The 23,444-nt window shown below is 56.1% G+C and carries 25 protein-coding genes and 1 pseudogene; 14 read left to right on the forward strand and 12 right to left on the reverse strand.

The window, feature by feature from the left end:
• Positions 1-6 precede the first annotated feature (6 nt).
• Both CR159_RS07235 and CR159_RS07240 read right to left on the reverse strand, forming a co-directional pair.
• Positions 7-957 (reverse strand): Bug family tripartite tricarboxylate transporter substrate binding protein, encoded by a 951-nt coding sequence (locus tag CR159_RS07235; protein ID WP_102073323.1) that lies wholly within the window; start codon positions 955-957, stop codon positions 7-9.
• A 361-nt stretch (positions 958-1,318) separates the two neighbouring features.
• A complete protein-coding gene (locus CR159_RS07240) occupies positions 1,319-2,086 on the reverse strand; it encodes a helix-turn-helix domain-containing protein (protein ID WP_102073324.1) in 768 nt (255 codons plus the stop codon).
• A gap of 234 nt (positions 2,087-2,320) precedes the next feature.
• Here CR159_RS07240 and CR159_RS07245 point away from each other — a divergent pair, with 234 nt between their 5' ends.
• Genes CR159_RS07245 through CR159_RS07255 form a run of 3 tightly spaced genes read left to right on the forward strand, consistent with a single transcriptional unit; the run spans position 2,321 to position 4,427 of the window.
• The gene (locus CR159_RS07245) at positions 2,321-3,244 is read left to right on the forward strand and encodes a Bug family tripartite tricarboxylate transporter substrate binding protein (protein WP_233208208.1); all 924 of its coding nucleotides are present in this window, start codon (positions 2,321-2,323) and stop codon (positions 3,242-3,244) included.
• A gap of 44 nt (positions 3,245-3,288) precedes the next feature.
• Entirely contained in the window at positions 3,289-3,624 is a 336-nt protein-coding gene (locus CR159_RS07250) for a cupin domain-containing protein (RefSeq protein WP_102073325.1), read from the forward strand.
• A complete protein-coding gene (locus CR159_RS07255; RefSeq protein ID WP_102073326.1) occupies positions 3,621-4,427 on the forward strand; it encodes an HpcH/HpaI aldolase family protein in 807 nt (268 codons plus the stop codon). The genes CR159_RS07250 and CR159_RS07255 overlap by 4 nt, the downstream gene beginning before the upstream one ends.
• 51 nt (positions 4,428-4,478) lie before the next feature.
• On the opposite strand, the gene CR159_RS07260 is transcribed toward CR159_RS07255, so the two are convergent.
• Positions 4,479-5,411, reverse strand: a complete 933-nt coding sequence (locus tag CR159_RS07260) for a LysR family transcriptional regulator (protein WP_158238517.1) — start codon at positions 5,409-5,411, stop codon at positions 4,479-4,481.
• Between the two features lie 142 nt (positions 5,412-5,553).
• On the opposite strand from CR159_RS07260, the gene CR159_RS07265 reads away from it, so the two are divergent.
• From CR159_RS07265 to CR159_RS07280, 4 genes are all read left to right on the forward strand, one after another.
• Complete coding sequence (locus tag CR159_RS07265) at positions 5,554-6,531, forward strand: Bug family tripartite tricarboxylate transporter substrate binding protein (protein WP_102073328.1); 978 nt, start codon at positions 5,554-5,556, stop codon at positions 6,529-6,531.
• Positions 6,532-6,561: 30 nt separating this feature from the next.
• Positions 6,562-7,734, forward strand: a complete 1,173-nt coding sequence (locus CR159_RS07270; protein ID WP_102073329.1) for a CaiB/BaiF CoA transferase family protein — start codon at positions 6,562-6,564, stop codon at positions 7,732-7,734.
• Between the two features lie 14 nt (positions 7,735-7,748).
• Entirely contained in the window at positions 7,749-8,624 is an 876-nt protein-coding gene (locus tag CR159_RS07275; protein WP_102073330.1) for an HpcH/HpaI aldolase/citrate lyase family protein, read from the forward strand.
• A 163-nt stretch (positions 8,625-8,787) separates the two neighbouring features.
• Positions 8,788-9,180: a hypothetical protein gene (locus tag CR159_RS07280; protein ID WP_143705450.1), complete on the forward strand. Its 393-nt coding sequence runs from the start codon at positions 8,788-8,790 to the stop codon at positions 9,178-9,180.
• Positions 9,181-9,212: 32 nt separating this feature from the next.
• On the opposite strand, the gene CR159_RS07285 is transcribed toward CR159_RS07280, so the two are convergent.
• Entirely contained in the window at positions 9,213-10,223 is a 1,011-nt protein-coding gene (locus CR159_RS07285) for an MBL fold metallo-hydrolase (RefSeq protein WP_102073332.1), read from the reverse strand.
• Between the two features lie 135 nt (positions 10,224-10,358).
• On the opposite strand from CR159_RS07285, the gene CR159_RS07290 reads away from it, so the two are divergent.
• Positions 10,359-11,294 (forward strand): LysR family transcriptional regulator, encoded by a 936-nt coding sequence (locus tag CR159_RS07290; protein ID WP_102073333.1) that lies wholly within the window; start codon positions 10,359-10,361, stop codon positions 11,292-11,294.
• On the opposite strand, the gene CR159_RS07295 is transcribed toward CR159_RS07290, so the two are convergent.
• The 5 genes from CR159_RS07295 to CR159_RS07315 all read right to left on the reverse strand — a co-directional run bounded on the left by CR159_RS07295 (position 11,291) and on the right by CR159_RS07315 (position 16,240).
• Positions 11,291-12,115 carry a siderophore-interacting protein gene (locus CR159_RS07295; protein WP_102073334.1) on the reverse strand — a complete coding sequence of 275 codons (825 nt, stop codon included), beginning with the start codon at positions 12,113-12,115 and terminating at the stop codon, positions 11,291-11,293. The genes CR159_RS07290 and CR159_RS07295 overlap by 4 nt on opposite strands.
• Positions 12,116-12,123: 8 nt before the next feature.
• Positions 12,124-12,795 carry a PadR family transcriptional regulator gene (locus CR159_RS07300; protein WP_439650496.1) on the reverse strand — a complete coding sequence of 224 codons (672 nt, stop codon included), beginning with the start codon at positions 12,793-12,795 and terminating at the stop codon, positions 12,124-12,126.
• A 349-nt stretch (positions 12,796-13,144) separates the two neighbouring features.
• The gene (locus CR159_RS07305) at positions 13,145-14,155 is read right to left on the reverse strand and encodes a D-2-hydroxyacid dehydrogenase family protein (protein WP_158238518.1); all 1,011 of its coding nucleotides are present in this window, start codon (positions 14,153-14,155) and stop codon (positions 13,145-13,147) included.
• A gap of 2 nt (positions 14,156-14,157) precedes the next feature.
• Positions 14,158-15,132: a Bug family tripartite tricarboxylate transporter substrate binding protein gene (locus CR159_RS07310; protein WP_102073337.1), complete on the reverse strand. Its 975-nt coding sequence runs from the start codon at positions 15,130-15,132 to the stop codon at positions 14,158-14,160.
• 166 nt (positions 15,133-15,298) lie between these two features.
• Positions 15,299-16,240: a LysR family transcriptional regulator gene (locus tag CR159_RS07315; RefSeq protein WP_102073338.1), complete on the reverse strand. Its 942-nt coding sequence runs from the start codon at positions 16,238-16,240 to the stop codon at positions 15,299-15,301.
• A gap of 196 nt (positions 16,241-16,436) precedes the next feature.
• On the opposite strand from CR159_RS07315, the gene CR159_RS07320 reads away from it, so the two are divergent.
• The gene (locus CR159_RS07320; protein WP_102073339.1) at positions 16,437-18,104 is read left to right on the forward strand and encodes a thiamine pyrophosphate-dependent enzyme; all 1,668 of its coding nucleotides are present in this window, start codon (positions 16,437-16,439) and stop codon (positions 18,102-18,104) included.
• Positions 18,105-18,157: 53 nt separating this feature from the next.
• Here CR159_RS07320 and CR159_RS07325 read toward each other — a convergent pair whose 3' ends face one another.
• From CR159_RS07325 to CR159_RS07335, 3 genes are all read right to left on the reverse strand, one after another.
• Positions 18,158-19,126 (reverse strand): Bug family tripartite tricarboxylate transporter substrate binding protein, encoded by a 969-nt coding sequence (locus CR159_RS07325; RefSeq protein WP_102073340.1) that lies wholly within the window; start codon positions 19,124-19,126, stop codon positions 18,158-18,160.
• 72 nt (positions 19,127-19,198) lie between these two features.
• Positions 19,199-19,828, reverse strand: coding sequence for an RraA family protein (locus tag CR159_RS07330; RefSeq protein WP_102073341.1), 630 nt, complete (start codon positions 19,826-19,828; stop codon positions 19,199-19,201).
• A 2-nt stretch (positions 19,829-19,830) separates the two neighbouring features.
• Entirely contained in the window at positions 19,831-20,544 is a 714-nt protein-coding gene (locus tag CR159_RS07335) for a PIG-L deacetylase family protein (RefSeq protein WP_102073342.1), read from the reverse strand.
• A gap of 27 nt (positions 20,545-20,571) precedes the next feature.
• On the opposite strand from CR159_RS07335, the gene CR159_RS07340 reads away from it, so the two are divergent.
• The 5 genes and pseudogenes from CR159_RS07340 to CR159_RS07360 form a co-directional block, all read left to right on the forward strand.
• A complete protein-coding gene (locus tag CR159_RS07340; protein WP_233208209.1) occupies positions 20,572-21,342 on the forward strand; it encodes an IclR family transcriptional regulator in 771 nt (256 codons plus the stop codon).
• 107 nt (positions 21,343-21,449) lie between these two features.
• Positions 21,450-21,686, forward strand: a complete 237-nt coding sequence (locus CR159_RS07345) for a hypothetical protein (protein WP_199173258.1) — start codon at positions 21,450-21,452, stop codon at positions 21,684-21,686.
• Positions 21,673-21,942, forward strand: a complete 270-nt coding sequence (locus CR159_RS07350; RefSeq protein WP_102073345.1) for a hypothetical protein — start codon at positions 21,673-21,675, stop codon at positions 21,940-21,942. Before CR159_RS07345 ends, CR159_RS07350 begins: the two co-directional genes overlap by 14 nt.
• A 180-nt stretch (positions 21,943-22,122) precedes the next feature.
• A complete protein-coding gene (locus tag CR159_RS07355; RefSeq protein ID WP_102073346.1) occupies positions 22,123-23,139 on the forward strand; it encodes an MFS transporter in 1,017 nt (338 codons plus the stop codon).
• 113 nt (positions 23,140-23,252) lie between these two features.
• A pseudogene (locus tag CR159_RS07360) lies at positions 23,253-23,444 on the forward strand (HTH domain-containing protein); the annotation flags it as partial.

The following is a 23,444-nucleotide window of genomic DNA, read 5'->3' on the forward strand; positions in this document are numbered from 1 at the left end:
TGCGGATCAACGTTGAGCCGCCGAAAGCACGGATTCCCATAGATTCTTCTCTTTCTCTATGCGTGCAGTGACGTCTTCAGCGCCGCCAGTAAACATCTCGTAGCCGGACAACTTCATCTGTTTCTGAAAGTCCGCGTTGTTGCGCACTGCGATCAGGGCTTTGCTCAGGGTTTCGGAGACACTTGCAGGGATCGCTTTAGGCGCAAAGAGTCCAAACCAGCTTGTTACTTCGTAATCCGGATAACCAAGTTCTGCGACACTGGGCACATCAGGGAACATGGCATTTCTATGCTTGGACGTAACCGCCAGAGGTTTGACCTTGCCACCTTTGACATGAGCTTGCGCCGTTGCCGTGACATCAAAGAACATCGAGATTTGCCCGCCGATTACGTCCATCATCGCCGGTGCAGCACCCCTGTACGGAACGTGTGTCATAGGCGCGCCGGTAAGCTGCCTGAAATATTCCCCCGACAAGTGGCTGGATGAACCAATCCCGGAGCTGCCATACGTCACAGCCTCGGGATTGGTCTTGGAGTACGTAATAAGCTCCTCCAGATTACTGACCGGCACCGTATCGTTTACAAGCAGGATATTGGTGTAATCGACGATGCCGCCTATAGGCGCCAGCTCCTCCAGCGACTTCACCTCGGCATCCCGATTAATGGTCGGCATGACGGTAAAGGTTGCGCCCACAGCGAAGTAGAGCGTATAGCCATCCGGCGCCGACTTTGCCGTACCGGAGGCCGCAATCAAGCCGGATGCGCCGCTTCGGTTCTCTACTACGACTGTTTGGTTCATTTCTTCGCCCAGGTGCTTGGCAAATACGCGAGCGGCCAGATCCACCGAACCACCCGTCGCATACCCGCTAATCAACCTGATCGGCTTTGCGGGATATTCCGCCGCCATGGCTGGAGCCATGGCACACATCAAGGCCGTCAAAACAAAATATCTCTTCATACCAAATGTCCCCTTAAACCTGTTTATCTGAGTCGGCACCACAATCGGTATGACCCTTCGTTAGTTAGCCGTTCACGATCAACGCAGCACATCGTCGGCTCGGAAAGCTCTGCATCCGGGCCATGCCGCGCGCGTTGGATCCCTGCCAGCCAGTCTATGGATGAGCAATGCAAGTAGCAATAATGGCGAGCGGAGATTCCACGGTATGGAATAGCCTGTCAGCACGAAGTCGGCGGGACTGAACATCCGTCGAACTTAAAGTGAAATGTGATGAAGGGAAGGGCGCCTAGCCATCAATGGCATCCGTTGCCAAAGCGGTGTTTGCAATCAAGACTAAAGACGTGCGCTTGAAGCTATTGCCTCAGGAAAGAAGATCCGTTTCCTGTTCCCACACCTGACCTATCTGATCGGCTGTTTTTCTAAGCTCAGGCAAAAACTTCTTGATCAGGTCGTTGTCCAGCATGCGTGAGAACGTGGAATAAGCCATGGTCCCAACAATATTCCCGCCGGCCATGATCGGCACGGCAAGCGCGCTGCTGTCCGAATCTTTATCGCCACGTCGAAGACCATAGCCTTGGGTGCGCGTTTGCGTGACCATCCGGCGCATGGAGATGAAGTTGGGAGGGCTGGTATCCGGGTGGCCCAGGCAGTACAGGTCATACAGGATGCGCCGCTCGCCAGCATCGCAAAAAGAGAAGTAAGCGCGACCCAACGCAGACTCAAACAGCGTATATCGGCGGCCGTAGCTGCTGGGACGAATCGCGTAGGGGCTGTAGGGCATCGTGCAAAAGTTCACCCTCAGGTCACAGCCGTCAACCACTCCGATCGAAAGAGGCCATTTAATTCGCTTGGTAGTCGCAATAAGGATGGGTGCTGCAGCGTCGACCAGTCGACTTTGCTGCACCACGCCGTGGCTGAGCTCGTTTACCGCACCGGTCAACTGATAGTAGCCGTACATCCCTTCATGACTTCGTACATACCCTTCTTCCCGTAGCGCAGCCAGCGACCTGTGCAATGTCGACTTTGGCAGCCCTGTGCGGTCGCCGAGTTCCTGCAACGACCATACCGGCTTTTCGTTCATGATTCGGAGCACGTGAAATGCTCTGTGGACGGAACGGATGACTGTCATTTCTTCTCCCAGCCGGTTTTGAATAGCTCGACCCAATATTCCAGCATGTGGAATCTGCCGTCGCGCGCATTGAAGTATAGCCGGCTGCTTACCTACAATCGAACGCACATGGAGACAAGGCGCCTGCCTCATGCAGGCAAATTCACGCGAAGACGCAGAGGTATATAAATGAAAAACATGACACACGGTCGCAGAGCTTTCCTGGCCAGCTGCATGGCAAGTGCAGCATTGCTTATGAGTCCAGTCACTCAGGCCGAAGAGCAATATCCCAAGAAGACTGTTTCTCTCGTAGTTCCGTTTGCACCGGGCGGTTCGACAGACATCCTGGGCCGCATGATCGCGCAGCATTACTTCAAAGACTCCGGCGTCACGACTATCGTCGAGAATACGCCCGGAGCGGGAGGCAACATTGGAGCCGCGAAAGTGGCCAGGTCAAAACCGGACGGATACACGCTTGAAATTGGAGCCATGTCCACGCATGCCATGAATGGCAGCCTGTATACCTCCTTGGCGTTCGACCCAATGAAGGAATTCGTGCCAGTGGCCATGCTGGCTCAGGCGATTAACGTTATCGCGGTCAAGCCATCGTTTCCGGCGCAAAACTTCGACGAGCTCATCAAGCACGTCCGCGCCAACCCTGGCAAGGTCAATTACTCCTCCGGCGGAATCGGCACACACAATCATCTGACGCTGGCCCTGCTGGAAGAGAAAGCTGGCTTAGAGATGGTTCATGTTCCCTACAAGGGAGGCGGGCCGGCCGTAACAGCGCTGCTGCAAGGGGAAGTCGACATGTTCGCCGGTGGCGCATCACTTCTTTTGCGCCACGCAGAGGCGGGGAACGTGCGATTGATCGCAGTAACCGAAGCGACGCCCAGCGACTTAGTGCCAGGTGTACCCAGCGCATCGGAAGTGGCGTCCGATTTCGTGGTGACAAACTGGTATGGGGTATTTGGTCCCAAGGGAATGGATCCAGCGCTGGTCGAGACGATCAATGCCGAGATCAACCGCATTGTCGCCCTGCCGGAGGTTGCGCAGCGCCTGAAAGGCATGGGGATGATTCCTTTGCCAATCAAGCCTGGTGAACTGGCCAAGATGCTGCAGCAGGACTACGACCTTTGGTCCAAGACCATCACCTCGCTCAACATCGCCAACAATTAAGGATAGGCCGGGTTCATCCGGCCCACATTAAAGGAAACAGATCCATGAACATCAAGCAGATCAATTGGGAGAACACTGAGTGGAAAACAGTGCGCCAAGGCATTGAGCGTAAAGCATTCGGGGGCGATGGTGCCACAATAGCGCTTCATCGACTTTGGCCTGGCCACGAGGTACTACCTCATTCGCACGAGAACGAGCAAATTGCTTACATCATCGAGGGTTCAGTCGATTTTCGCTTAGGCGATCAGGTCATTCGGCTCGGTCCAGGTGGTATTGTCGTTGTGCCGCCCAATGTCATTCACTGCGCCACCGTAGTAGGAGATGAGCCAGTATTGAATCTGGACGTATTCACGCCAGCACGTCCAGAATACGAAACATGACCGGCACAGGATCCATACATTCCCGGCGCGCATCGTCATGTCTTCGCGATGCGATCTCGGAAGGCCAAAGACTGGCGGGCACCTTCGTCAAGACAACGCATTACCAGATCGTGGAAGTCCTTGCGGGCACAGAGCTGGACTTTGTTGTCCTTGACGCTGAGCACGCCCCCTTCGGTAGAGAATCTCTTGATGCGTGCTGCCTGGCTGCCCGTGCGGGGCACTTGCCAGCCTTGGTACGTACCGCATCCTCTCGGCCCGAAGACATACTTCAAGCCCTCGATTGCGGCGCCAGCGGCGTGTTAGTTCCCCATGTGGACGACGCGGAGATCGCCTCCGCCGTTGTGAGGTCTGCCCGGTATCGAGAAGCGAATGGGGCGAGAGGTTTTTCCAACTCACCCCGTGCCGGCGGGTATGGTGAGTTAACCCTCGCGAAACACATCAGCGAAAGCGATCAACGGACGACCGTTATTGTCCAAATTGAAACCGCAACAAGTGTTGAAAATATCGGAGAGATTGCCCAGACGCCCGGCATAGACGCGCTTTTTGTGGGACGGGCTGATTTGGCCGTATCTTACGGCGTTGATAGCATCACTCATCCTCGTGTACAGGAAGCGGTCGAACACATCTGCCAAGTAGCCCAAGCTTGCGGTCAACCCCTAGGCATTTTTCTGCCGGACACCGCGGAACTTGATGTTTTCACGGCGTTGGGATTTACCTTCTTTATCATTGCTTCTGACCAAGGCTTGCTGAAAAGACACGTCAAACAGGTGGCCGCGCAAATTCTCGCGACGGCACCATCGTAAAACCATGAATTGACATGATTTTCATCGGCTTGCCGCCCATGGGCCGTCCCCCTAAACCACATAGTCCGGCCTGTCCTCGCCGCCATCCGACAACCGAGCAGCCAACAGGCGAGTCACGACTTTTTGGACCGCTCTGACGGCCGAATCCGGCGTACGGTTTTGATTGCTCACCAGGTTGATGGTCCGGGTGATGCTGGGGTCGGCGATGGGCGTGATGGCCAGTTCCTGGCGGGACAACTCATCGTCGATGGAATGAATCGACAAAATGCTGTGCCCCTTGCCGGCCGCCACCAGTTTCTTGATCGCGTGGGTTGAATCAACATCGATCAGGATCTTCGGACTTTTGCCGATGCTGTCCAGGAAGACCTTTTCGATCATCAGCCGCAAGGTTTGCGGAAACGCCGGCAATATCAGGTCGAGCTCGGCAATTTCCGCAATGGTGATGACATCGGGAAGGGCGCCTTTAGCCTCGCGGTTACTGACCAGATACAGCTTCTCGCGCGCCAGGAAATTCACCACCAGAGGGGTATTGCCTGGGGTATCGTAGACCACGGCCATATCGATACGGCCACTTTCGGTCCACTCCAGAAGCGTGCCGCTCATGCTCTCGACCAGCGCCAGCTGAATGTTTGGGTAGATACGATTCACGCTCTCCAGCACGTCCACGCAAAACTTCGTATTGATGGCGGTGGACATCCCGAGCTTCACATGGCCAAACGGATTACTGTCCGATGACACGAAGTCGGTGTGTACGGACTCCACACGCCTGATGATTTCCAAGGCATGGATCTTTAATTTATGTCCGGCGGCGGTCAGTTCGATGCCCCGCGGCAATCGCGTGAACAGCCGTTGTCCCAGTTCGGTTTCCAGCTGCTTCAAGCGCTGGGAAAGTGCGGGTTGCGCCACATGAATCTGCACCGCTGCCCCCGAAATGCTGCCCGCTTTTATAACGGCCAGAAAGTATCGCAACTGAGTAAGTGTCACGTCATTGTTCCATGACAATAGTTTCCTTCACGCATTGGCATACATGAATATGTATGCCGCACATATTAAAACAATATTTGATATATGCCAGCGCGAATGGAAGAATAGAAGACTACTTATATGAACTATCGGAGACACGGTTATGCCTCAACTACGAAAGATCGCCGCTGGACTATGCCTGCTTGCCACGACCGGGTTCGCAACACTTGGCGCCCAGGCCGCCGCGTTCCCCACCAAACCCGTCAATATCATTGTTCCACATGCGCCGGGCGGAACGAACGATATCGTGGCCCGACTGATTTCCGAAAAACTGGCGCAGCAACTCGGCCAGCCTTTTATCGTGAACAATCGCCCCGGCGCTGGCGGAAATATCGGCACACAGGCCGTGCTGCGCGAGCCCGCCGACGGCTACACCATTCTATTTACGGTCAGCAGTACCCAAGCCATCAACCCCACCTTGTACAAAGACCCGGGATTCGATCCGGTCAAGGACTTCGAGCCGGTAGCTGCCGTAGGTTCGGTACCGAATGTTCTCTGCGTGAACCCTTCTTTTCCGGCCAAGAACCTGAAAGAATTTATCCAGCTTATCAAGGACAATCCCGACAAATACCAATATGCGTCGGCGGGAAATGGCTCGCTGAACCATTTGCTGGGCGCCATGCTGGACAGCAAAGCTGACTTGAAGCTCCAACACATTCCCTACCGGGGCGTTGCTCCGGCCATGGCCGATGTCTTGGGCAATCAGGTGCCCATGGTTTTTGCCAGCCTGCCTTCGTCCATCTCCAATATCCAGAGCGGCAAGTTACGTGCTATCGGTGTCAGCACAAGCGCTCGCAACCCCGCCCTGCCCGATGTTCCCGCCATTGGCGAGGAGATCCCCGGCTACAGCGGCGATCTATGGATCGCCATGTACGCGCCCAAGGGTACCCCCAAAGAGGTCATCGACACGTTATATAAGGCAACGGAGGCCGTGCTGAAAGAGGCCGACGTCAAAGATCGCTTTGACAAGCTTGGCATTGAAATGCTGCATGACAACCCCGAGCAGCTCGCCCAAAGGCTTGCTGAAGACCTTGAAAAATGGTCGGGCATCGTCAAGGCGTCCGGTGCGCAAATTAATTAATCAACGCTATGTCAGTTTGTTGGAGTTCGCATGAAAGCATGTAACCTGAACCACGAAGGGCCTCTGGCAGGCGTGAAGGTAATCGATTTGTCGCGCTTGGTGGCCGGAAATATGCTTTCGCTTTTTCTTGCCGACTTCGGCGCCGACGTTATCAAAATCGAACGCCCGGAAAAAGGCGACGATCTCCGGAGTTGGCGTGAAGCGGGACAGGCGGTTTACTGGAAGGTATATGGCAGAAACAAACGTTCCGCCGTCATTGATTTCAAGACCGAGGACGGCCTCGACCAGCTTAAAAAACTGATTAAGAGCGCTCAGATCGTAGTCGAAAACTTCGTGCCCGGCGGCCTGGAAAAAATGGGACTCTCGCCCAACGTACTGCACGAGCTCAACCCTGCCCTCGTTATCGCCCGGGTTTCAGGCTGGGGGCAAACCGGACCGTATAAGTCAAAACCGGGTTTCGGTACGCTGGTCGAAGCCATGTCGGGCTTTGCCTATTTGAACGGTTTTGCCGATAAGCCGCCCGCCTTGCCTCCCCTGGCCATGGCGGACATGATCGCGGGCATCTACGGCGCCGCCGGCGTACTCACCGCCCTGCGCGCATCCGAGAAGAATGGCATCGGCCAGGTGGTCGACCTGTCACTGTTCGAACCGATTTTTTCGCTGATTTCATCCGAGGCCGCCAAATACCAACTGAGCGGCGAACCCACCATGCGATCGGGCAATCAGTCCAGCCACACCGCGCCGCGCAACGTCTACGCCTGTCAGGACGATAAACACATTGCCCTGTCCGGCTCCATGCAGTCCATGGCCATGAAAATCTTCGATACCATCGGGCGCCCGGAACTGAAAACAGACCCGCGGTTCCATGACAACGATGCCCGCGTTTTGAACCGGGACTTGCTGGACGGCATTATTCAAGAATTCATCGGATCAAAAACACAGGATGAATGCCTGGGCCTGTTTGAACAAGCCAACGTCACCGCAGGCCCGGTGTGCTCGGTGGCCGACCTGATCGATCACCCGTTCATCGTCGGCCGGGAGGCCATCGTCCATCTCGAAGACGAAGAGTTGGGCAGCGTTCCCATGCACAACATCATTCCGCGCCTGTCGCAAAGCCCCGGCGGCTTCAGGCGAGCCGCTCCCAGGCTGGGCGAGCATACGGCCGATGTGCTGGCCGAAGTCGAGCACATTACCCTTAACTGAGCAGGACCACGACTATGAATTCCGTTTTCGCATGGCGTTCCATGCTGTTTGTACCGGTTACCAACGAGCGCTTCATTCAAAGCGCATTGCGCCGGCCTGCCGACGCCCTCCAGCTCGATCTCGAAGACAGCATTGCCCTTGAGCACAAGGAAGAAGCACGTCACCGTGTCGCCGAGGTTGCCAAACGCTGTCGCGACAACAACTACGATGTCATCGTACGGGTGAATCGCCCCTGGCGGATGCTGGTCCGCGATATCGAAGCCTCTGTCTGCGAAAGCGTCCAGGCATTAACACTGCCCAAAGTTCCCAATGCGGAATTCGTCCAAGCAGTGGCGGAAATCGTCGACGAAGTGGAAACGGAAAAAGGTATGCCTGTGGGCAGTACCCGGTTCATCGTCATGATCGAAGACGTGGAAGGTCTGCATAATATGCACCGCATTGCCGCAGCCCATCCGCGCATTTGCGGCATGATCGTCGGCGCCGAAGATTTGGCCGTCTCCATGCAAATGGCCGTCGACGCCGACAGCCTGTATGTCCCCAACGTCATGGCCGTCGCCGCCTGCCGGCGCGCCGGCATTGCGCCCATCGGGTTTGTCGGTTCAGTGGCCGATTTTGCCGACGAACAGGAGTTCAAGAAGGTAGTGGAACGAGCCGCCCGCCTGGGCTTCGAAGGCGCGTTCTGCATTCATCCCGCTCAGGTCGCATTGGCCAATAGCGCCTTCTCCCCCACCGAGTCTGCCGTCGAACGGGCCAAAGCCTTGATCAACAAATTCGAAGAAGAAAAGGCCTTGGGGCGCGCCGCCTGCACGTTCGAAGGCAGAATGGTCGACGCGCCCGTCGTAAAGCAAGCGTTGCGGCTGATTGAGAAAGGGCGGGTGTTCGGTCTATAGCTGGCTTCGGCACTCGTCAGTTCCATACGGCGCAGGCACCATCAGGCCGTAAAACGTTTCCCTCGTGTCCGACTGTAATACCGGTTGCCCTCCGCTGAGGGCAGCCCGTAAACTCTGCTGAAGGACATGGTTGTATCCCCTATCTTCACGCTTGAGAGGGATCATGAAACTACAGTATTGGGTGACGATTGTCGCTGCGAGTACATTGTGGGGACCGGCTTGCGTGTGGGCTCAAGGGGCGCATGGCGTGCCGCCTTTGCCTGTCCCGCATGCCCCGGAACACCAGCCGGATGGCGCAGGAAATTTCCTGCCCGATATTGTTGATCCCGCCCTTCCCAACCGTCACGTACCGAACCGTCGCGTACCCAGCTTGGCGCCACCCCAGCCCGGCGACACCCATCCGATCACGCCCGACGAGGCGTGGGGCAAGCCGCCGCCCTTGATCAAGCCCGCCCTTCCTACCGGAAGATCCGGCTCGGACAGCTCGACCGCAATGCAACCCCTGAACGGAACGGGCAGCGAAGGCATCCAGGACCTGCTGCGCACGGACAAGTAAAGTACGCAGCAAAACCATTGCCCGTACAGAACTCAACGTTCGGCACGATCGCGGTAGTCGACCGGTACGAAAATGAAGCCACCGTCGCTTTCAGCCCGAATATGACCCAGTCCAGGGAAAGGAAGATGAGCGCCCGCTACCAGTTCGCGTTTAGCAGCGGCCAACGCGAATTGCCTCTCACGTTGCGCTACGGCTTCCTTGGGTGATACGTCGTAAAGAATGGCAATTTCCGGCTTTGGAAATTGCACCGATGCCACGTGCACGATGTCACCGATGAACTTGATCGACTGACCTTTGCTTTCTAGCTGATAAAAGCTGTGTCCTGGTGTATGTCCCGATGTAGGGATCGCCTTGACGCCAGGAAACAGTTGAGTCTGCCCGGTGAAAGTCTGTACCTTGCCGGCTTTGACATAAGCCCCGACGGATTTCACCGCTTCCTCAAAGTACTTCTTGTCATAGCCTTCAACGCCGTGGATGTTCGCAGGATCGAGAAACAGATCCACGTCGGGCTTGCCCACATGAACGGTCGCACTGGGGAATACCCGTTGACCGTCGGTAACCAGGCCACCGCTATGGTCAGTATGAATATGGGTCAGCAAGATATCGGTAATCTGCTCGGGCGAGTAGCCCGCCGATTTCAAATTTCCAAGCAGCTTACCGCCATTACCTGGACCAAAGAATAAACCGGATCCGGTATCGACCAAAACGAGTCGAGTGCCAGTATCAATCAGAAAGACATTGATAGACGCCTCGACAGGATTAGATAAAAATGCATGCTTCAGTAAACTGTCGGTTTCAGTGGCGGTGGTATTGGTCAGCAGGGCGTGCAGATCCTGAGGAACAGTACCATCGGACAATGCGGTAACTTGGAAGTCCCCTACGCGATAACGATAGACACCAGGGGCTTGAGCATGAAATTGCGAGGCAGCCACCGCATGAGCCCCATGGGCATCACTCGCTGCATTGGCGCCAAGAGGAAAAACGCCAATGACCGCTATTGACGCTGCCAACAGACGCGAGATAAAAAAATTGTTGAGTTGCATAGACCACTCCAGAATAATGCTTGGGTTTGATGACCGCCCCGATCACGTCAGTATGCCGAGATCAGTACAGACCAAACTCTAAAGCTTCGCTGTCGCGATCGTGAGTTGCCTTTCCCTATACGAGGTATACCGAATATGAATATCCGGCGGTCGGATCTCCCTTTGCTCATTTCACTGGATGTGCTCCTTGAAGAGCGAAACGTCACACGTGCCGCGAAACGATTGAACATCAGCCAGCCAGCACTATCAACACAACTGAGTCGGCTCAGGGACATGTTTAACGATCCCCTCCTCGTTCTCTCGGAGGCGGGTCGGGGAATGGCGCCCACCGACCGTGCATTGGCCATTCAGCCGCGCTTGCATCAGGCCTTGTTGGATCTACAGGGGGCTGTTGCTTCCAGCGAAGACTTCGAGCCGCTCACTGCGCAGCGAAATTTCTTAGTTGCCGTAAACGACAACCTCTTCACGCAAGTGGGATTGGCAGTCACGCAATCGGTTTTGGCGCATCGTTCACCAGGCATACGCCTGAGCTTTATTGCCCCGATGGAAGAGAATCTGACTTACAGAATGGAAAGAGGCGAAATTGACCTGTATGTCGGTCTTACGCAAAAAGTGCCCGACGTATTGAAGGCTAGATTCTTGCTCAAGGATGACTTTCGCTTGGCGCAGCGCAAGGGTCATCCACGGGGTACGGAAGATCCCAGTCTCGAGGAGTACTGCTCTCTCGCTCACGTCATGGTCTCGCAAGAGGGCAAGTTCAAAAGCAGTGTGGACGACGCACTGGAAAGCTTGGGACGTGAGCGCCACGTGGCGCTGACAGTATCCAGCTACAACCAGATACCGCTGGTGCTCGAGAGCACAGACTGCGTGGCGACCCTCCCTAACCGACTACTGCAACGCTATGCCGCATACCTCGATATTTTGCCCCTGCCTTTCCATCTGCCCACCTTTGACGTCGCCATGGCATGGCATCCCAGGGCCCATGAAGATCCAGCCCATCAATGGCTACGCGAACATTTCATTCGGGCCGCTGGCCCACCTGCAATTGCGCGCCCGAGTGGCCCGGCTTAGTCCTCGAAGGTCTGGTGGGCGGCGCTGTCGCCACGCCGCCAGTAGCTGGCGGCGCGAATACGGGACTTGTCCAGGCCCTGTTCCTGGACCAGATACTGGCGTATTCCCCGAATAGCCGAAAATTCACCGGCAGCCCATACATAACCCTCGCCGTCGGGAAGTTGAAGTTCGCGAACGGCACGCTCCAGGGCGCTTACCCCATCGGTCGAAGCCACTGGGCCGTGCACCCAACGGATGCTGAGGTCCGTATTGGTTTCCAACAAGGGCTCGACATCGGGATTAGCTACTTCAATGACAGCCAGCACGCGCTTGCCTTCAGGAAGTTCTTCAAGCCTGCGGCCAATGGCCGGCAATGCCGATTCATCGCCAATCAATAGATGCCAGTCGAATCCGTGAGGAATGACGAAGGACCCTCGAGGCCCAGCGATACCCAGGTATTGGCCTACCGTAGCCTGTGCGGCCCACGTCGCCGCGGGACCGCTGCCATGCAACACGAAATCGATGTCCAGTTCGCGCGTAGCGCCATCGTATCGACGAGGCGTGTAATCCCGGGCAGCCGGACGTTCTCCTTCGGGAAATGTCGGCCCGCTTGGACCAATAATTGGCAACACCGGTTTGGCGCCCGGCGAAGATGGAAAAAACACTTTGACATGATCATCGAATGACGCCGACATGAAGTCGTCCAGATCTTCCCCCGTAAGCGTTATGCGCACACGCGACGGGGTAAGCGGTGTTACGCGACACACTTCCAGCTGGCGAGCCTTCAGGGGATGGCGGATTTTTTGCACGGTCAGTTCGGTTTGTTTGACTAAGGTATTCATGTTGTTTCCTAAGAATCGCTAGAGGGAGCGGCGTCGGCGCCCAGAATTTCGGACGCCGCACGCTGAAGAATCGCAGCGATCCGGCGTTGCTCGTCGGTAGAGGCGTCGCTGTGTCGATACAAAGCCATCTTCAGTGCACGGCGCGCTTCGACGAATTCGGACAGCCAACCGCTTGCGCCGACGCCTCCCGGTTCGGACGCGGCTTCATCGGTCAAAGCCTCCTTTATCCAGGCCATTTTGCGTGCGGCATGTTTAAGCTTGGCGAAGAGCAGCTCAATGCGTTCGCGATTGGCGTCCAGGTAAAGGCGTCCGGGCTCGGCCAAGTGATAACGTTTACGATTGCCATGTGCCTCGACTGTCGCGTAATCGAGTTCCTCCAGATAGGTGAGGGCCGGATAAACCATACCCGGACTCGGCGTGTAAAAGCCGTTGGAACGGGTTTCCAGCGCTTTGATGAGTTCATACCCATGGCTGGCCTGTTCCTTAAGCAAAGCCAGCAACATCAGCTGCAACTCTTCGGAACCGAACTTACGGCCGCGTGTCAGGCTCCCGCCGTTGCCGCCCATGCCATCCCAGCTTTCGATAACGCCTTTTCCACCTTGCCTTCCGGAGTGTCGCCCCGCCGCCATCCGCAAGGAACGGTCACCGCAGATGCTGTATGTGAAGACTGAATTGTTCATTTCGTGCATCTCATGCCTTTATATCTTATGATATATCGTAAGATACTATTTGAAGCTGGCAGTGTCAACGACCACGATCCACGAAGCGCTTGCCTTCTCCATCTATAGCGGCGGGATCTCACCGGTAGATGTTTCCCTCGTGCCTGGCTGAAATACCGGTTGCACTACGCTGAAGGCGGCACGTAAGCTCGGCTGAAGTGTATGGTCGCAAACCCGGTATCTTCAAGGCATTACTCAAGTCTCGCCTTCACATTCGAGAAGGCCTAACGCAACCCTTGAACGAGACGGGCGAAGGCGTCACGCAGCTACCGCGCGTAGGGCGGTAGGATGTGCATGACCTATTGATATATTAAGTAGGTTTGTCGACGGCCCCTGCCGTATTCGTATTCAAGAACGCGATCAATTTCCTGAACGCGGCATCGAAAAGGATTTCATAACTATTGCGCTCTACATATCCAATATGTGGGGTCGCAGTACAGCGAGGCGACTCCGTGAGCCCGGTGGCGTGCAGAACAGGCTCATGCTCATGGACATCGACGGCTACGCGACCCGGACGCCCCGCTTTCAGGGCTGCCACCAGAGCGCCCGGCTCAATCAGACCCGGACGGCCCGTATTCACCAGTAAAGATGTAGGCTTCATTAGGCCAAGGTCGCGCAACGTAACGGAATGGCGTGACTCTGAACTCATGCGCATCTGCAGAGCAAGAATGTCACTCTGTTCGAACAAGGCATCCCGCCCGTCGGTCAGCCGCACTCCGGTCTTCTGGGCCGCCAAGCGCGTGTTCTCGCGCCCCCAGACCAGGACGTCCATACCGAAAGCCTGCGCATAGCCTCCAAGCAATTGTCCGATGCGTCCATAACCCAGTATGCCCAGCGTCTGGCCGTGCAGGGCGCGACCTATCTGGCCCGTCGGATTGCCTTGCTGCCAAGAGCCTTGCTTCATGCTGTTCATGTAATGATGCACGTTTCGGCTGGCGTTGAGAATCAACGCCCAGGTGATTTCAGCGGCCGAGTGGCCATCGCTGACGCCGCCTTCAAGTATGGCAATGCCCCGCTGCGCGCAAGCTTCTTGATCGATATGCGATGTAGCCGCCTGGCCCGCCGTACCTGTCTGCACCAGTGCCCTCAATGCGGGGAGACCATCAAGAAGCTGCGCCGTTATCGGCGAGCGCTCCCGTATCAGAACCAGATACTCGACATCGCGAATTTGCCGAATAGCCCCGTCATCCAGCGGCTGCCGCGTAATGACGCGGATATCGGCATTGGGCAAAGCCTCCTTCAACATGCCGTACGCGTTCAACGCGGGGACGAAACCCTCGTAATCATCGATGATGGCAATAACGGGACGCGCAATGTACATGATCAATTCGCCGCGATACCAGCAGTCTTGACCACTTCGCCCCATTTCGCCAGATCGTCCTTCACGACCTGGCCTAACTCGGCAGGCGAGCGGTAGCTGGCGTTCGAACCCTGTGCATTCATCTGCGACTTGAACTCATCCGAGGTGATCACTTTTTGCATGGCGCCGGCCAGCTTTTCCACCACATCGGCGGGCATCTTGGCGGGGCCAAATACCGAAAACCACGCCTCAAGTTGGAACTCCGGCAGACCCGCTTCCGCAGTCGTGGGAATATCGGGCAACTTCGGATGCCGCTGGTTGCTGGTAATGGCCAGTGCGCGCAAGGTGCCGGCTTCCACATGCGCCATCGCCGTAGGTGGCGTTGTAATGAAAACATCGATGCGACCGGCCAGCAAATCTTGCATTGCAGGTGCGGCGCCGCTGTACGGCACATGTACCATGTCAGTATTCGTCTTGAGCTGGAACAGCTCACCGCCCAGATGCTGTATTGAGCCGACACCCGACGAAGCAAAATTCATTGATCCCGGTTTTTGCTTGGCCAATTCGATAAATTCCTGCAAGGTCTTGGCGGGCGAGTTCGCGGGAACCAGAAACAGGTGCGGTCCCCGTATCACTTCCGCGATCGGTGTGAAGTCTTTCACAGGATCCCAACTCAGGTCTTTCATCAACACAGGATTACCCGTGTGAAAGCCCTCGTACGACAGTACCAGGGTATACCCGTCGGGCTCAGCCCGCGCAACATAAGAATTGGCGATGCTGCCGCTGGCGCCTGGCCGGTTTTCCACCACGACCGGCTGGCCGAGTTCGTCTTTTAGTTGCTTGGCCAGGGCACGCCCCGCGATATCCGTAGTGCCGCCAGCTGCCACAGGGATAATCAGCGTTATGGGACGATTCGGATAGTCGCTTGCTGCATGCGCCACAGTAGCGGCAGCCAAACCAAGGCCTACGCCCAGCCATTTCAGTGTTTTCTTGAACATGTCATGTTTCTCCTCGTTATAGGAATGTTCCGGGCAAGCGCGACGGCTGGTGCAGAACATCATTATGTCCAGCGATTATGCATGGCTTGCCAAGCACATTTCTATGGCTTTGCTCTTGTATCAGCTATGCTTTTTTGGGCTAACTTGAAGCGATTTTCGGCCTGACTCAGTCAAGCCGCATGTGCAAAGGAATGACGGCGGACTCTATGGATTGCTGCAGTACTGGGCGAATTTGCTGCAGCACCGCTCGCCCCGCATGAGTCAAAGCACGATTCAACGATGTGGCAATCATCAAGCGCGTTTCCATGGACGGAGTATCCAGCTGCGTCGCGGTCAGTGCGCCCGAGTCGACTTCATCGGCCACGGCCGGCATCGCCAGTATGGTGTGGGCGATTCCAGCCAGGGCAACCGCCTTCATCAACGTAAGAGTATCCAATTCATATTGGATGTCGAGATCGACCTTGAGCTTTGTCGTTGCCTGATCGATTGTACGGCGCAAACCGTGCGAGCCGCTGGGCAAGGCCAGTGGCAAGCCTCGAAGGCCAAGCACGGGCAAACTGGCCTTGTGGGGAGTCATAAGCTGTTTCGCCAAACTCGGATGCGACACCAAAAACAACCGTGCGGTCGCTAGAGCATCAACAGCAATATGCTGCGATCGGCGCGCGTCGTGAAGAATGGCGATGTCCAGGCGGCCGTCGACCAGCCATTCGTGCACATACCCGCTGTAGCCGGTCAGAAAATTCAACTTGATGCCAGGTGCGATCGCGCGCATTTTCTGCAATAAGGGCAAGCCCATCAGCGACATCATGGTCGGCGTCATGCCTAGCGTGACGGACCCGCTTAATGGTCGCCCGCTCTGGTTCAAGCCATCGGCAGCCATCGCCAGCTTCGTGAGCAGCGGGCGAACTCGTTCGGCAAAAATTTCACCTTCAGGCGTCAGAGATACGCCCCGGCCATGGCGATACAACAGCTTTGCGCCGCATTCCTCTTCCAGGCGCTGCACCTGACGCCCTAGTGCCGGCTGCGCCACGCCTATCACGCTGGAAGCTCTTGAGAAGCTGCCGTGATCTGCGACTAACAGAAAGTATTCGAGACGCTTCAGATCCACGGCAAACCAACTATGCAAAGGGAGGGTCTATGACGGTACAGCGCTATTAGGACATGGAAGCTATGCCGCTGCCGCCGTTTATGTGTATTCAAAAAGTATAGCTGATATGCTGCGCCCGCCATTGTCACTGTTGACGCCTTTTCCGACAATAGTAAATCGCTCCAGCCATCATCACGTTTCCAACCTTTATTGACCCATGAAAAATACGTCCGCCCATGCTCTTTTGAATGTTTTCCACGCAAACGGCATAGATCGCGTGTTTCTTGTTCCGGGTGAAAGTTACCTGGGCGTCCTGGACGCACTGCTGGACTTCCCGGAAATCGATACCGTTGTATGCCGCCATGAGGGCGGAGCGGGCTATATGGCGGTAGCTGATGGCCGGCTAACAGGGAGGCCCGGCGTAGCCATGGTCAGCCGCGGCCCGGGCGCCAGCAACGCGGCCATCGCCGTACACACAGCGCAACAAGACGGCGTGCCGCTGATTCTGTTGGTGGGGCAAATCCCCAAGCGCGACTTGCGACGCGAAGCATTTCAGGAAATCGACTATCAGAAAATGTTCGGGTCGATCGCCAAATGGGTCTTTGAGGCCACTGAGCCACAGCAACTGGCGGAAGCTGCCTACAAGGCCATTCGCATGGCCACCTCGGGCACACCCGGCCCCGTCGTGCTCGTCATTCCCGAAGACATTCAACAACAGCGCGTCGAACAGCCCCAATGGAAGCTGACCCCGCACGCACCGGCGTTGCCCGGCCCGGACACACTGGCGGCTCTCGAAAAACAATTGCGGCAGGCCAAACGCCCATTGATCATCGCGGGTGGAATGTTCGAGCGACCTGGCGGACGCGCAGCCTTGAACAACTTCGCACAAGCCTGGGGCATTCCAGTTGCAATATCGTTTCGCCGCCAGGATATCTTCCCACAGACGAATCCGCTGTATGCCGGGGAACTTGGGCTGGCTACATCGCCTGCCCAACTCGCGGCCTTCCAGGAAAGCGACCTGATTCTCGCATTGGGCACCCGCCTGGGCGACGTCACCACCCAGGGCTATACCTTCCCCGTTCTGCCCAGGCCAGAACAGACGCTGGTGCATTGTTATCCCGACGATCACATCGTGGGCCTGCACTACACCGCCGATTACGGGCTGGTTTGCGATCCGGTGCAACTGGTGAAAGCCATCACTCCTGATGCGGTACCCACAATACCGACCGAGCGCGCGGCCTGGAGCAAACGGCTGACCCGCATCCACGATGGTCATGCCGCATGGCCCACGCGCGCCACAAGCCAAGGGATAGACTTCAGCAAAGTGGTTCGCAGTGTGTCGGAGCAGGCGCCGTCAAACGCCACGATATGTGTCGATGCCGGCACATTTGCTGCGCCTGTTTATCGCTACTTCCGCTTCCGCGACGGCCAGCGCCTGATGTCGCCGCTTTCGGGCGCGATGGGCTACGGCACGCCCGCAGCAGTCGCCCATGCGCTGCGCCACCCGGATAAAAAGACCGTCTGCATGGTCGGGGACGGCGGCTTTATGATGACGGGCAACGAGATGATCGCCGCTGTGCAGTATCGGCTACCCATCGTGTTCATTCTATCGAACAACAACTGCTATGCGTCCATCCGAATCAATCAGGAGCACGCATACCCGGGCCGTGTAAGCGGCACGTCGCTGTTGAATCCCGACTTCCGGGCTATAGCGGCGGCTTTTGGAATAAGGGCCGTCACCCTGGACCATGACGCTGACATTGATAAAGCGATCGGAGAGGCATTGGCAGCCGACGGCCCTATGTTCATCGAGGTGAGAACGGATTTAAGATCGGTTCTGCCAGAGCCTGCACAGGCGCCCACACTACTCCAGGAACAGCTGTAGTTGCGCCCGAAACTGCCTAAGCGGCGCAAGCTGGTGATCCCACGGCTCACGCTCTACATTAGCTCAATGTTAGCTTCGTCGATAACCCGTTTCCATTTCGCCGTATCCTTCTTCACAAGTGCTGCCAGCTCCTCTGGCGTCCCTGCGACAAATTCGACGCCTTGCGATTCGAATTTCTGATTTAGTTCGGGATTCTCAACAACCTTTCCGATGGCCGCGTTCAATGTCTGTATCACGTCGGGCGGCGTACCCGCTTTAGCGAACAGACCATACCAAGTCGTGTATTGCAGATCAGGCAGACCTGCGTCAGAGATAACAGGCAACTTCGCTGTATCGGATCCGCTACTCGGAGCGCTCATGGCAATGGCTGTTACAGAGCCTTTATCAATCATCGGCTTGAGTGAAGGCATACTGCTGAATAAGGCGTGAACCTGCCCTGCAGCGAGATCCACCACAACTTGAGAGGTGCCGCGATATGGTACGTGAACAACATCGACGCCGGCCTGGCTTTTGAACATTTCCATGGCCAAGTGTGCAACCCCGCCTACACCCGCAGAGCCAAAATTCACTTTGCCCGGGTTTGCCTTGGCATAATCGATCAGTTCCTGAACAGACTTGATGGGCAAGGTTTTACTGACCACAAGCACGTGCGGGCTCTGTGTAATCTGGCTGATCGGGCTCAGCAATTGCAGTACGTCTTTGTCCTCCATCGCCTTGGATGGGATCGTCATATTCCCCGATGCAGGCAATAGAAGGGTATATCCATCAGCCGGCGCACCCAACACTTGATTGAGCGCGGGCACGCCATGGCCGCCACCCGCATTCACGACCACAATTGTCTGTCCCAGTTGTTGGCCAAGCAATTGAGCAAACTCTCGCCCGACAATGTCGGCCGGCCCACCAGCCGCAAACGGAATGACCATGCGGATGGGGCGCTCTGGATATTCAGCGGCGCCAGCGCTGGAAAGAGGCAGAAGCGAAGCGATAAAGGTAAGTGCTGCAACAGCGTTGCGTAGTTTCATTTTTATGTCTCCGGGGAAGTGATTGAATAACAACCAGTAGTACTAAGCTCACGGTCTTTCCGTCAGCGATCTTCAATATCTGTTCGTAATGTCCACAGCGCCACGGTCCAAATGGGACTGCAACCAAGCTGGAGTGAGATCGCCTTGCTTGATGGCTGCCATGCGAGCATGCTCGACCTCGAGTTTCTGAGCCGCAGCTCGCACTAACGTCGTACGTTCATCTTCAGAAAACGAAACCACACCGTCTTCGTCCCCGAATATCCAGTCGCCGGGATTGACGGTCACACCGCCGCATACAACGGACCGAAAGACGCTGCCATCGCCGTGCTTCGTCGGGCCTGCTGGCGATATCCCAGCCGCAAAGACCGGCAGGACTCCGGCCTGCAGTTCAGCTACGTCCCGCACCGCGCCGTCTATGACGATCCCGGCCATCTTGAGTGCGGCGGCCTGGCCGCACATAATTCCGCCCATCAAGGCCCGGTCAAGATATCCTTCACCACCTACAACAAGGACATCCCCTTCCCTGGCGACAGAAAGTGCAGCATGAATAGCCAAGTTGTCACCCGGAGGTACCGATACTGTCAACGCCCGCGCAAATACGCGCCAGCCGGCCCGCAACGGCTTGATCCGGCAAGCCATAACTCGCGCGCCGCGATCTGCAAGTAGAGTCGAGCTAAGCCAATCGAGGCTCTCGTAGCTCATATTTACTCCACCAAAGAAGTGTGAACGGAAGGAAAGATGCTTTGATACGCTTCCCCGTAAAGGGTAGCGGTCTTTGCCCGCCGCCCTGCCTGCGCGCCTCGCTGAAGGGCAACACGCTCGTAATAGTCCCAAAGATTGCTTTGCGTCGGCATGGTCTGCATTGCATGCTTTTTCTGTTCCCAGACGCTGGTGATATCGAGCAACATGTTCGGCTTGAACCCACATAGCTCTGTCTGATGCGGTTCAAAGCAAAGCACCTGAGGCGGACTGATGAAGTTCCCGCCATGGCCAGGGGCTATGGCTTTCATACGCGCCGAGAGCACGGCCTCGAATGTGCGGCAATGATCCAAATTTGAAGGATCTTTTTCTGGATGGGTAATCACAAGGCTGGGAGCATATTCGCGGAACGCTTCGGAGAGCCGGCCCACGATTTCTGCAGTTACCGTCATGGGGTAGTCGCCCACGTCATAGAAATCCACAGATCGAGCACCAAGCAACTCAGCAGCAGCCTCGGCTTCGGCATGGCGAATACCTTTCACACTTTCCTGATCGGCCGACGCATCCTTCCAGGCGATATTGGATTCGCCATTCTCACCGTAGCTAAGACAAACCAGATGCACCGGGATGCCCTTGGCGGCATGAAGTGCGATCGCGCCACCGCAACGCCAGACGAAATCCCCAACATGTGCCGTGACGACCACTATGGACCCTGTCATATGTTTCTCCCCCTGTGAATCCGATCATTGTATTTTAATAAAACACTGTTGTACTATATACAACCACCCACTGCGAACATGAGACAAGAGATGAGCAATGAGGGCGTTGCCGCTGTAGAGCGTGCGCTTGCCGTACTGGATTGCTTCAAGCCGGGGTCAGAGAAATTGACTCTTACCGACCTGAGCAAAAAACTGTTGCTACATAAAACAACGGTATTTCGACTATTGAATTCGCTTATTCGTTGCGGTTACGCCATGCGCGATGCCGATAGCCGCTATTCACTTGGGCCGCGTGTTCTATACCTGGGTCGTGTTTACGAGAGCGGGTTTCGGCTTTCAGACGTCGTTATGCCTGTACTGGAAAAGCTGTCTGGCCTGACTGGAGAAAGCGCGGCTTACTACGTCGAGAGTGATCAAAAAGGAACACGGCTATGCCTCTTCCGCTGCCAGCCGCACGAGGGGCTACACAGCCAAGTACTGGCAGGAAGCATTATGCCGCCGGACAATTCTTCCACAGGAAGGGTCTTCAAAACCTGGGCACAGCTTTCAGGCTCCTCCGATGAACGACTGCCCTTTTTTTCCTGCGGCGTGCGCGATCCATACACATCGTCTTGGTCCGTGCCCGTCATTGGAGACGACGACCGGTTTGTCGGCGCGATTACGATTGCGGGGCCTTCAGAGCGACTGCGGAATGTAGATGTGCCTTACTTTGAACGAGCGATTATCCAGGCTGCTTCGGATCTTTCTGCGGGCTTGGGAGCATCAGTGGAGATACGAGAAGTCATGTATGGGTGTTGAGGCCATCCATACATGATGACAAACGGCACACACATGTTTATACTTTCTGCATGAAACCATTCCGATGGAATCCCGAGAAGGGAGATGCACTTAAAGCGGAACGTGGCATGTCGTTCGAAGCTATTGTGGTCGCCATCGAATCGGGTGGGCTACTCGATATCTTGATGCATCCGAATGCAGCCAAGTATCCCAGGCAACAGATTTTGGTTGTCGGCTACGAGGGTTACGTCTATCTGGTGCCCTATGTTGAAGAAGACGCTTATCTCTTTCTCAAAACCATTATCCCCAGCCGTAAAGCTACGCGGGACTATCTGAATCGAGGTGAATCTGATGCCCAAGACTGACCATTACGAACGCGACATTCTGGCTGCTTACGATGCGGGTCAACTCAAATCCATTGCAACCAAAAGCGAGTTGGCCCGCATACGGTCCGCGGCGCGCGCAACCGCCATCAAGGATAAGCGCGTCAATATTCGCCTTTCATCCGGCGATCTGAACGATATTCAAGTCAGGGCGCTCGAAGAAGGCATTCCTTACCAAACGCTGATTGCCAGCGTGCTGCATAAGTACGTCACGGGCCGTCTGCAGGAACACGATTGAGTGGTGCCCCTCACCGCCATACATAGCGTATTGACGATCGAGTCGATATAAAGGTTATAAGGACGCCGTAATGTTTCCATTGGTTGAGCAATACGACAGTGAAGAAGCCCATTACGATGATCGGCGCGGCATGCAGGCTCTTTGCACCCTCTTCATGTCGATTCTGGAACCCGCCGATTCATGAGCGGGACTGACACGGACGCCCGCCGTGTTAGTCGGCCCATCATTATCATCGTCATCGCCGAGCTGTTTTGCACCTCGCTTTGGTTTAGCGGCAATAGCACCACCGACGCGCTCCGCGCGCTTTGGGGACTGGACGATGCCGGCATAGGCTGGCTGACGAATGCGACACAATTCGGATTCATCATTGGAACCTTGACCCTAGCCTTGACGGGTCTTGCCGACCGATATCCCGCCAGCAGGATCTTCGTGGCGAGCAGCATCGCAGGCGCGAGCGCCAATGCCGGATTTGCGTTGCTAAGCAGCGGGCTACCCATGGCGATAGGCTTTCGCTTTCTGGTCGGCGTGTGCCTTGCCGGTGTTTATCCCATAGGCATGAAACTTATCCTTACGTGGACGAATCGGGACACCGGTTTTGCCCTGGCGCTGCTGGTGGGCATGCTGACACTTGGCACGGCACTGCCCCACGGCATCAGAGCCATAGGCGCATCCTGGCCCTGGCAGTACATCGTACTGACTTCCTCGGTCCTGACCCTTATCGGGGGCGCCATGGTCTACAAGTTGGCTGATGGTCCACACTTATCGCTCCCGAGGAATGGACAACGAAAGTTCAGTTGGGAAGGAGCGCTGGGTGCGTTCAAACTCCCCGATTTCCGAGCAGCAGCCTTTGGGTATTTCGGGCACATGTGGGAACTGTATGCGTTCTGGACCATCGTTCCCCTTTTGTTGACGCGCTCCCTGGGTGATACTTTGCCGGCATCCGCAGCAGCGGCACTTGCCTTCGCCATCATTGCCATCGGTGCGGCAGGCTGTCTGGCAGGCGGGTTCCTGGTCCGTCGGTTCGGCAGCGCCCGAATCGCGTTTGTCGCGCTGGCGGTATCGGGACTTCTTTGCGGGCTCTATCCTTTTCTTGTCGGACTGCCGGCGCCCTGGCTGCTTGGCCTTTTACTGGTATGGGGCACGGCGGTCGTGGCCGATTCGCCGCAATTCTCCACTGTTAATGGCCAATTAAAATGACCCACTAATGGCCAATAGTTTTGACCCACCTGACGGTGGCTGCAAAGCCATGAAACGTGTAGCGTTCCTGCCATATAAAAGACAACGGGAGCGCGTCAGTGAAGGAGTGGGTAGTGATACACAAGATCAAAGGGCTGTATGACCGGGGCAAGGGGCTGTCGATCCGTGCCATTAGTCGGGAACTGAGCATCTCGCGCAATACGGTGCGTAAGTATTTGCAGTTGGAAGAGAAGCAAATCAGCGCCTACAAGGATGACGGGTCGCGCCACAAGCACCTGGACGCGCATCGGGATTTTCTGATCCAC

Origin of the sequence: Pollutimonas subterranea, from assembly GCF_002849655.1 — a bacterium.
GTDB classification, from domain to species: Bacteria; Pseudomonadota; Gammaproteobacteria; order Burkholderiales; family Burkholderiaceae_B; genus Pollutimonas; species Pollutimonas subterranea.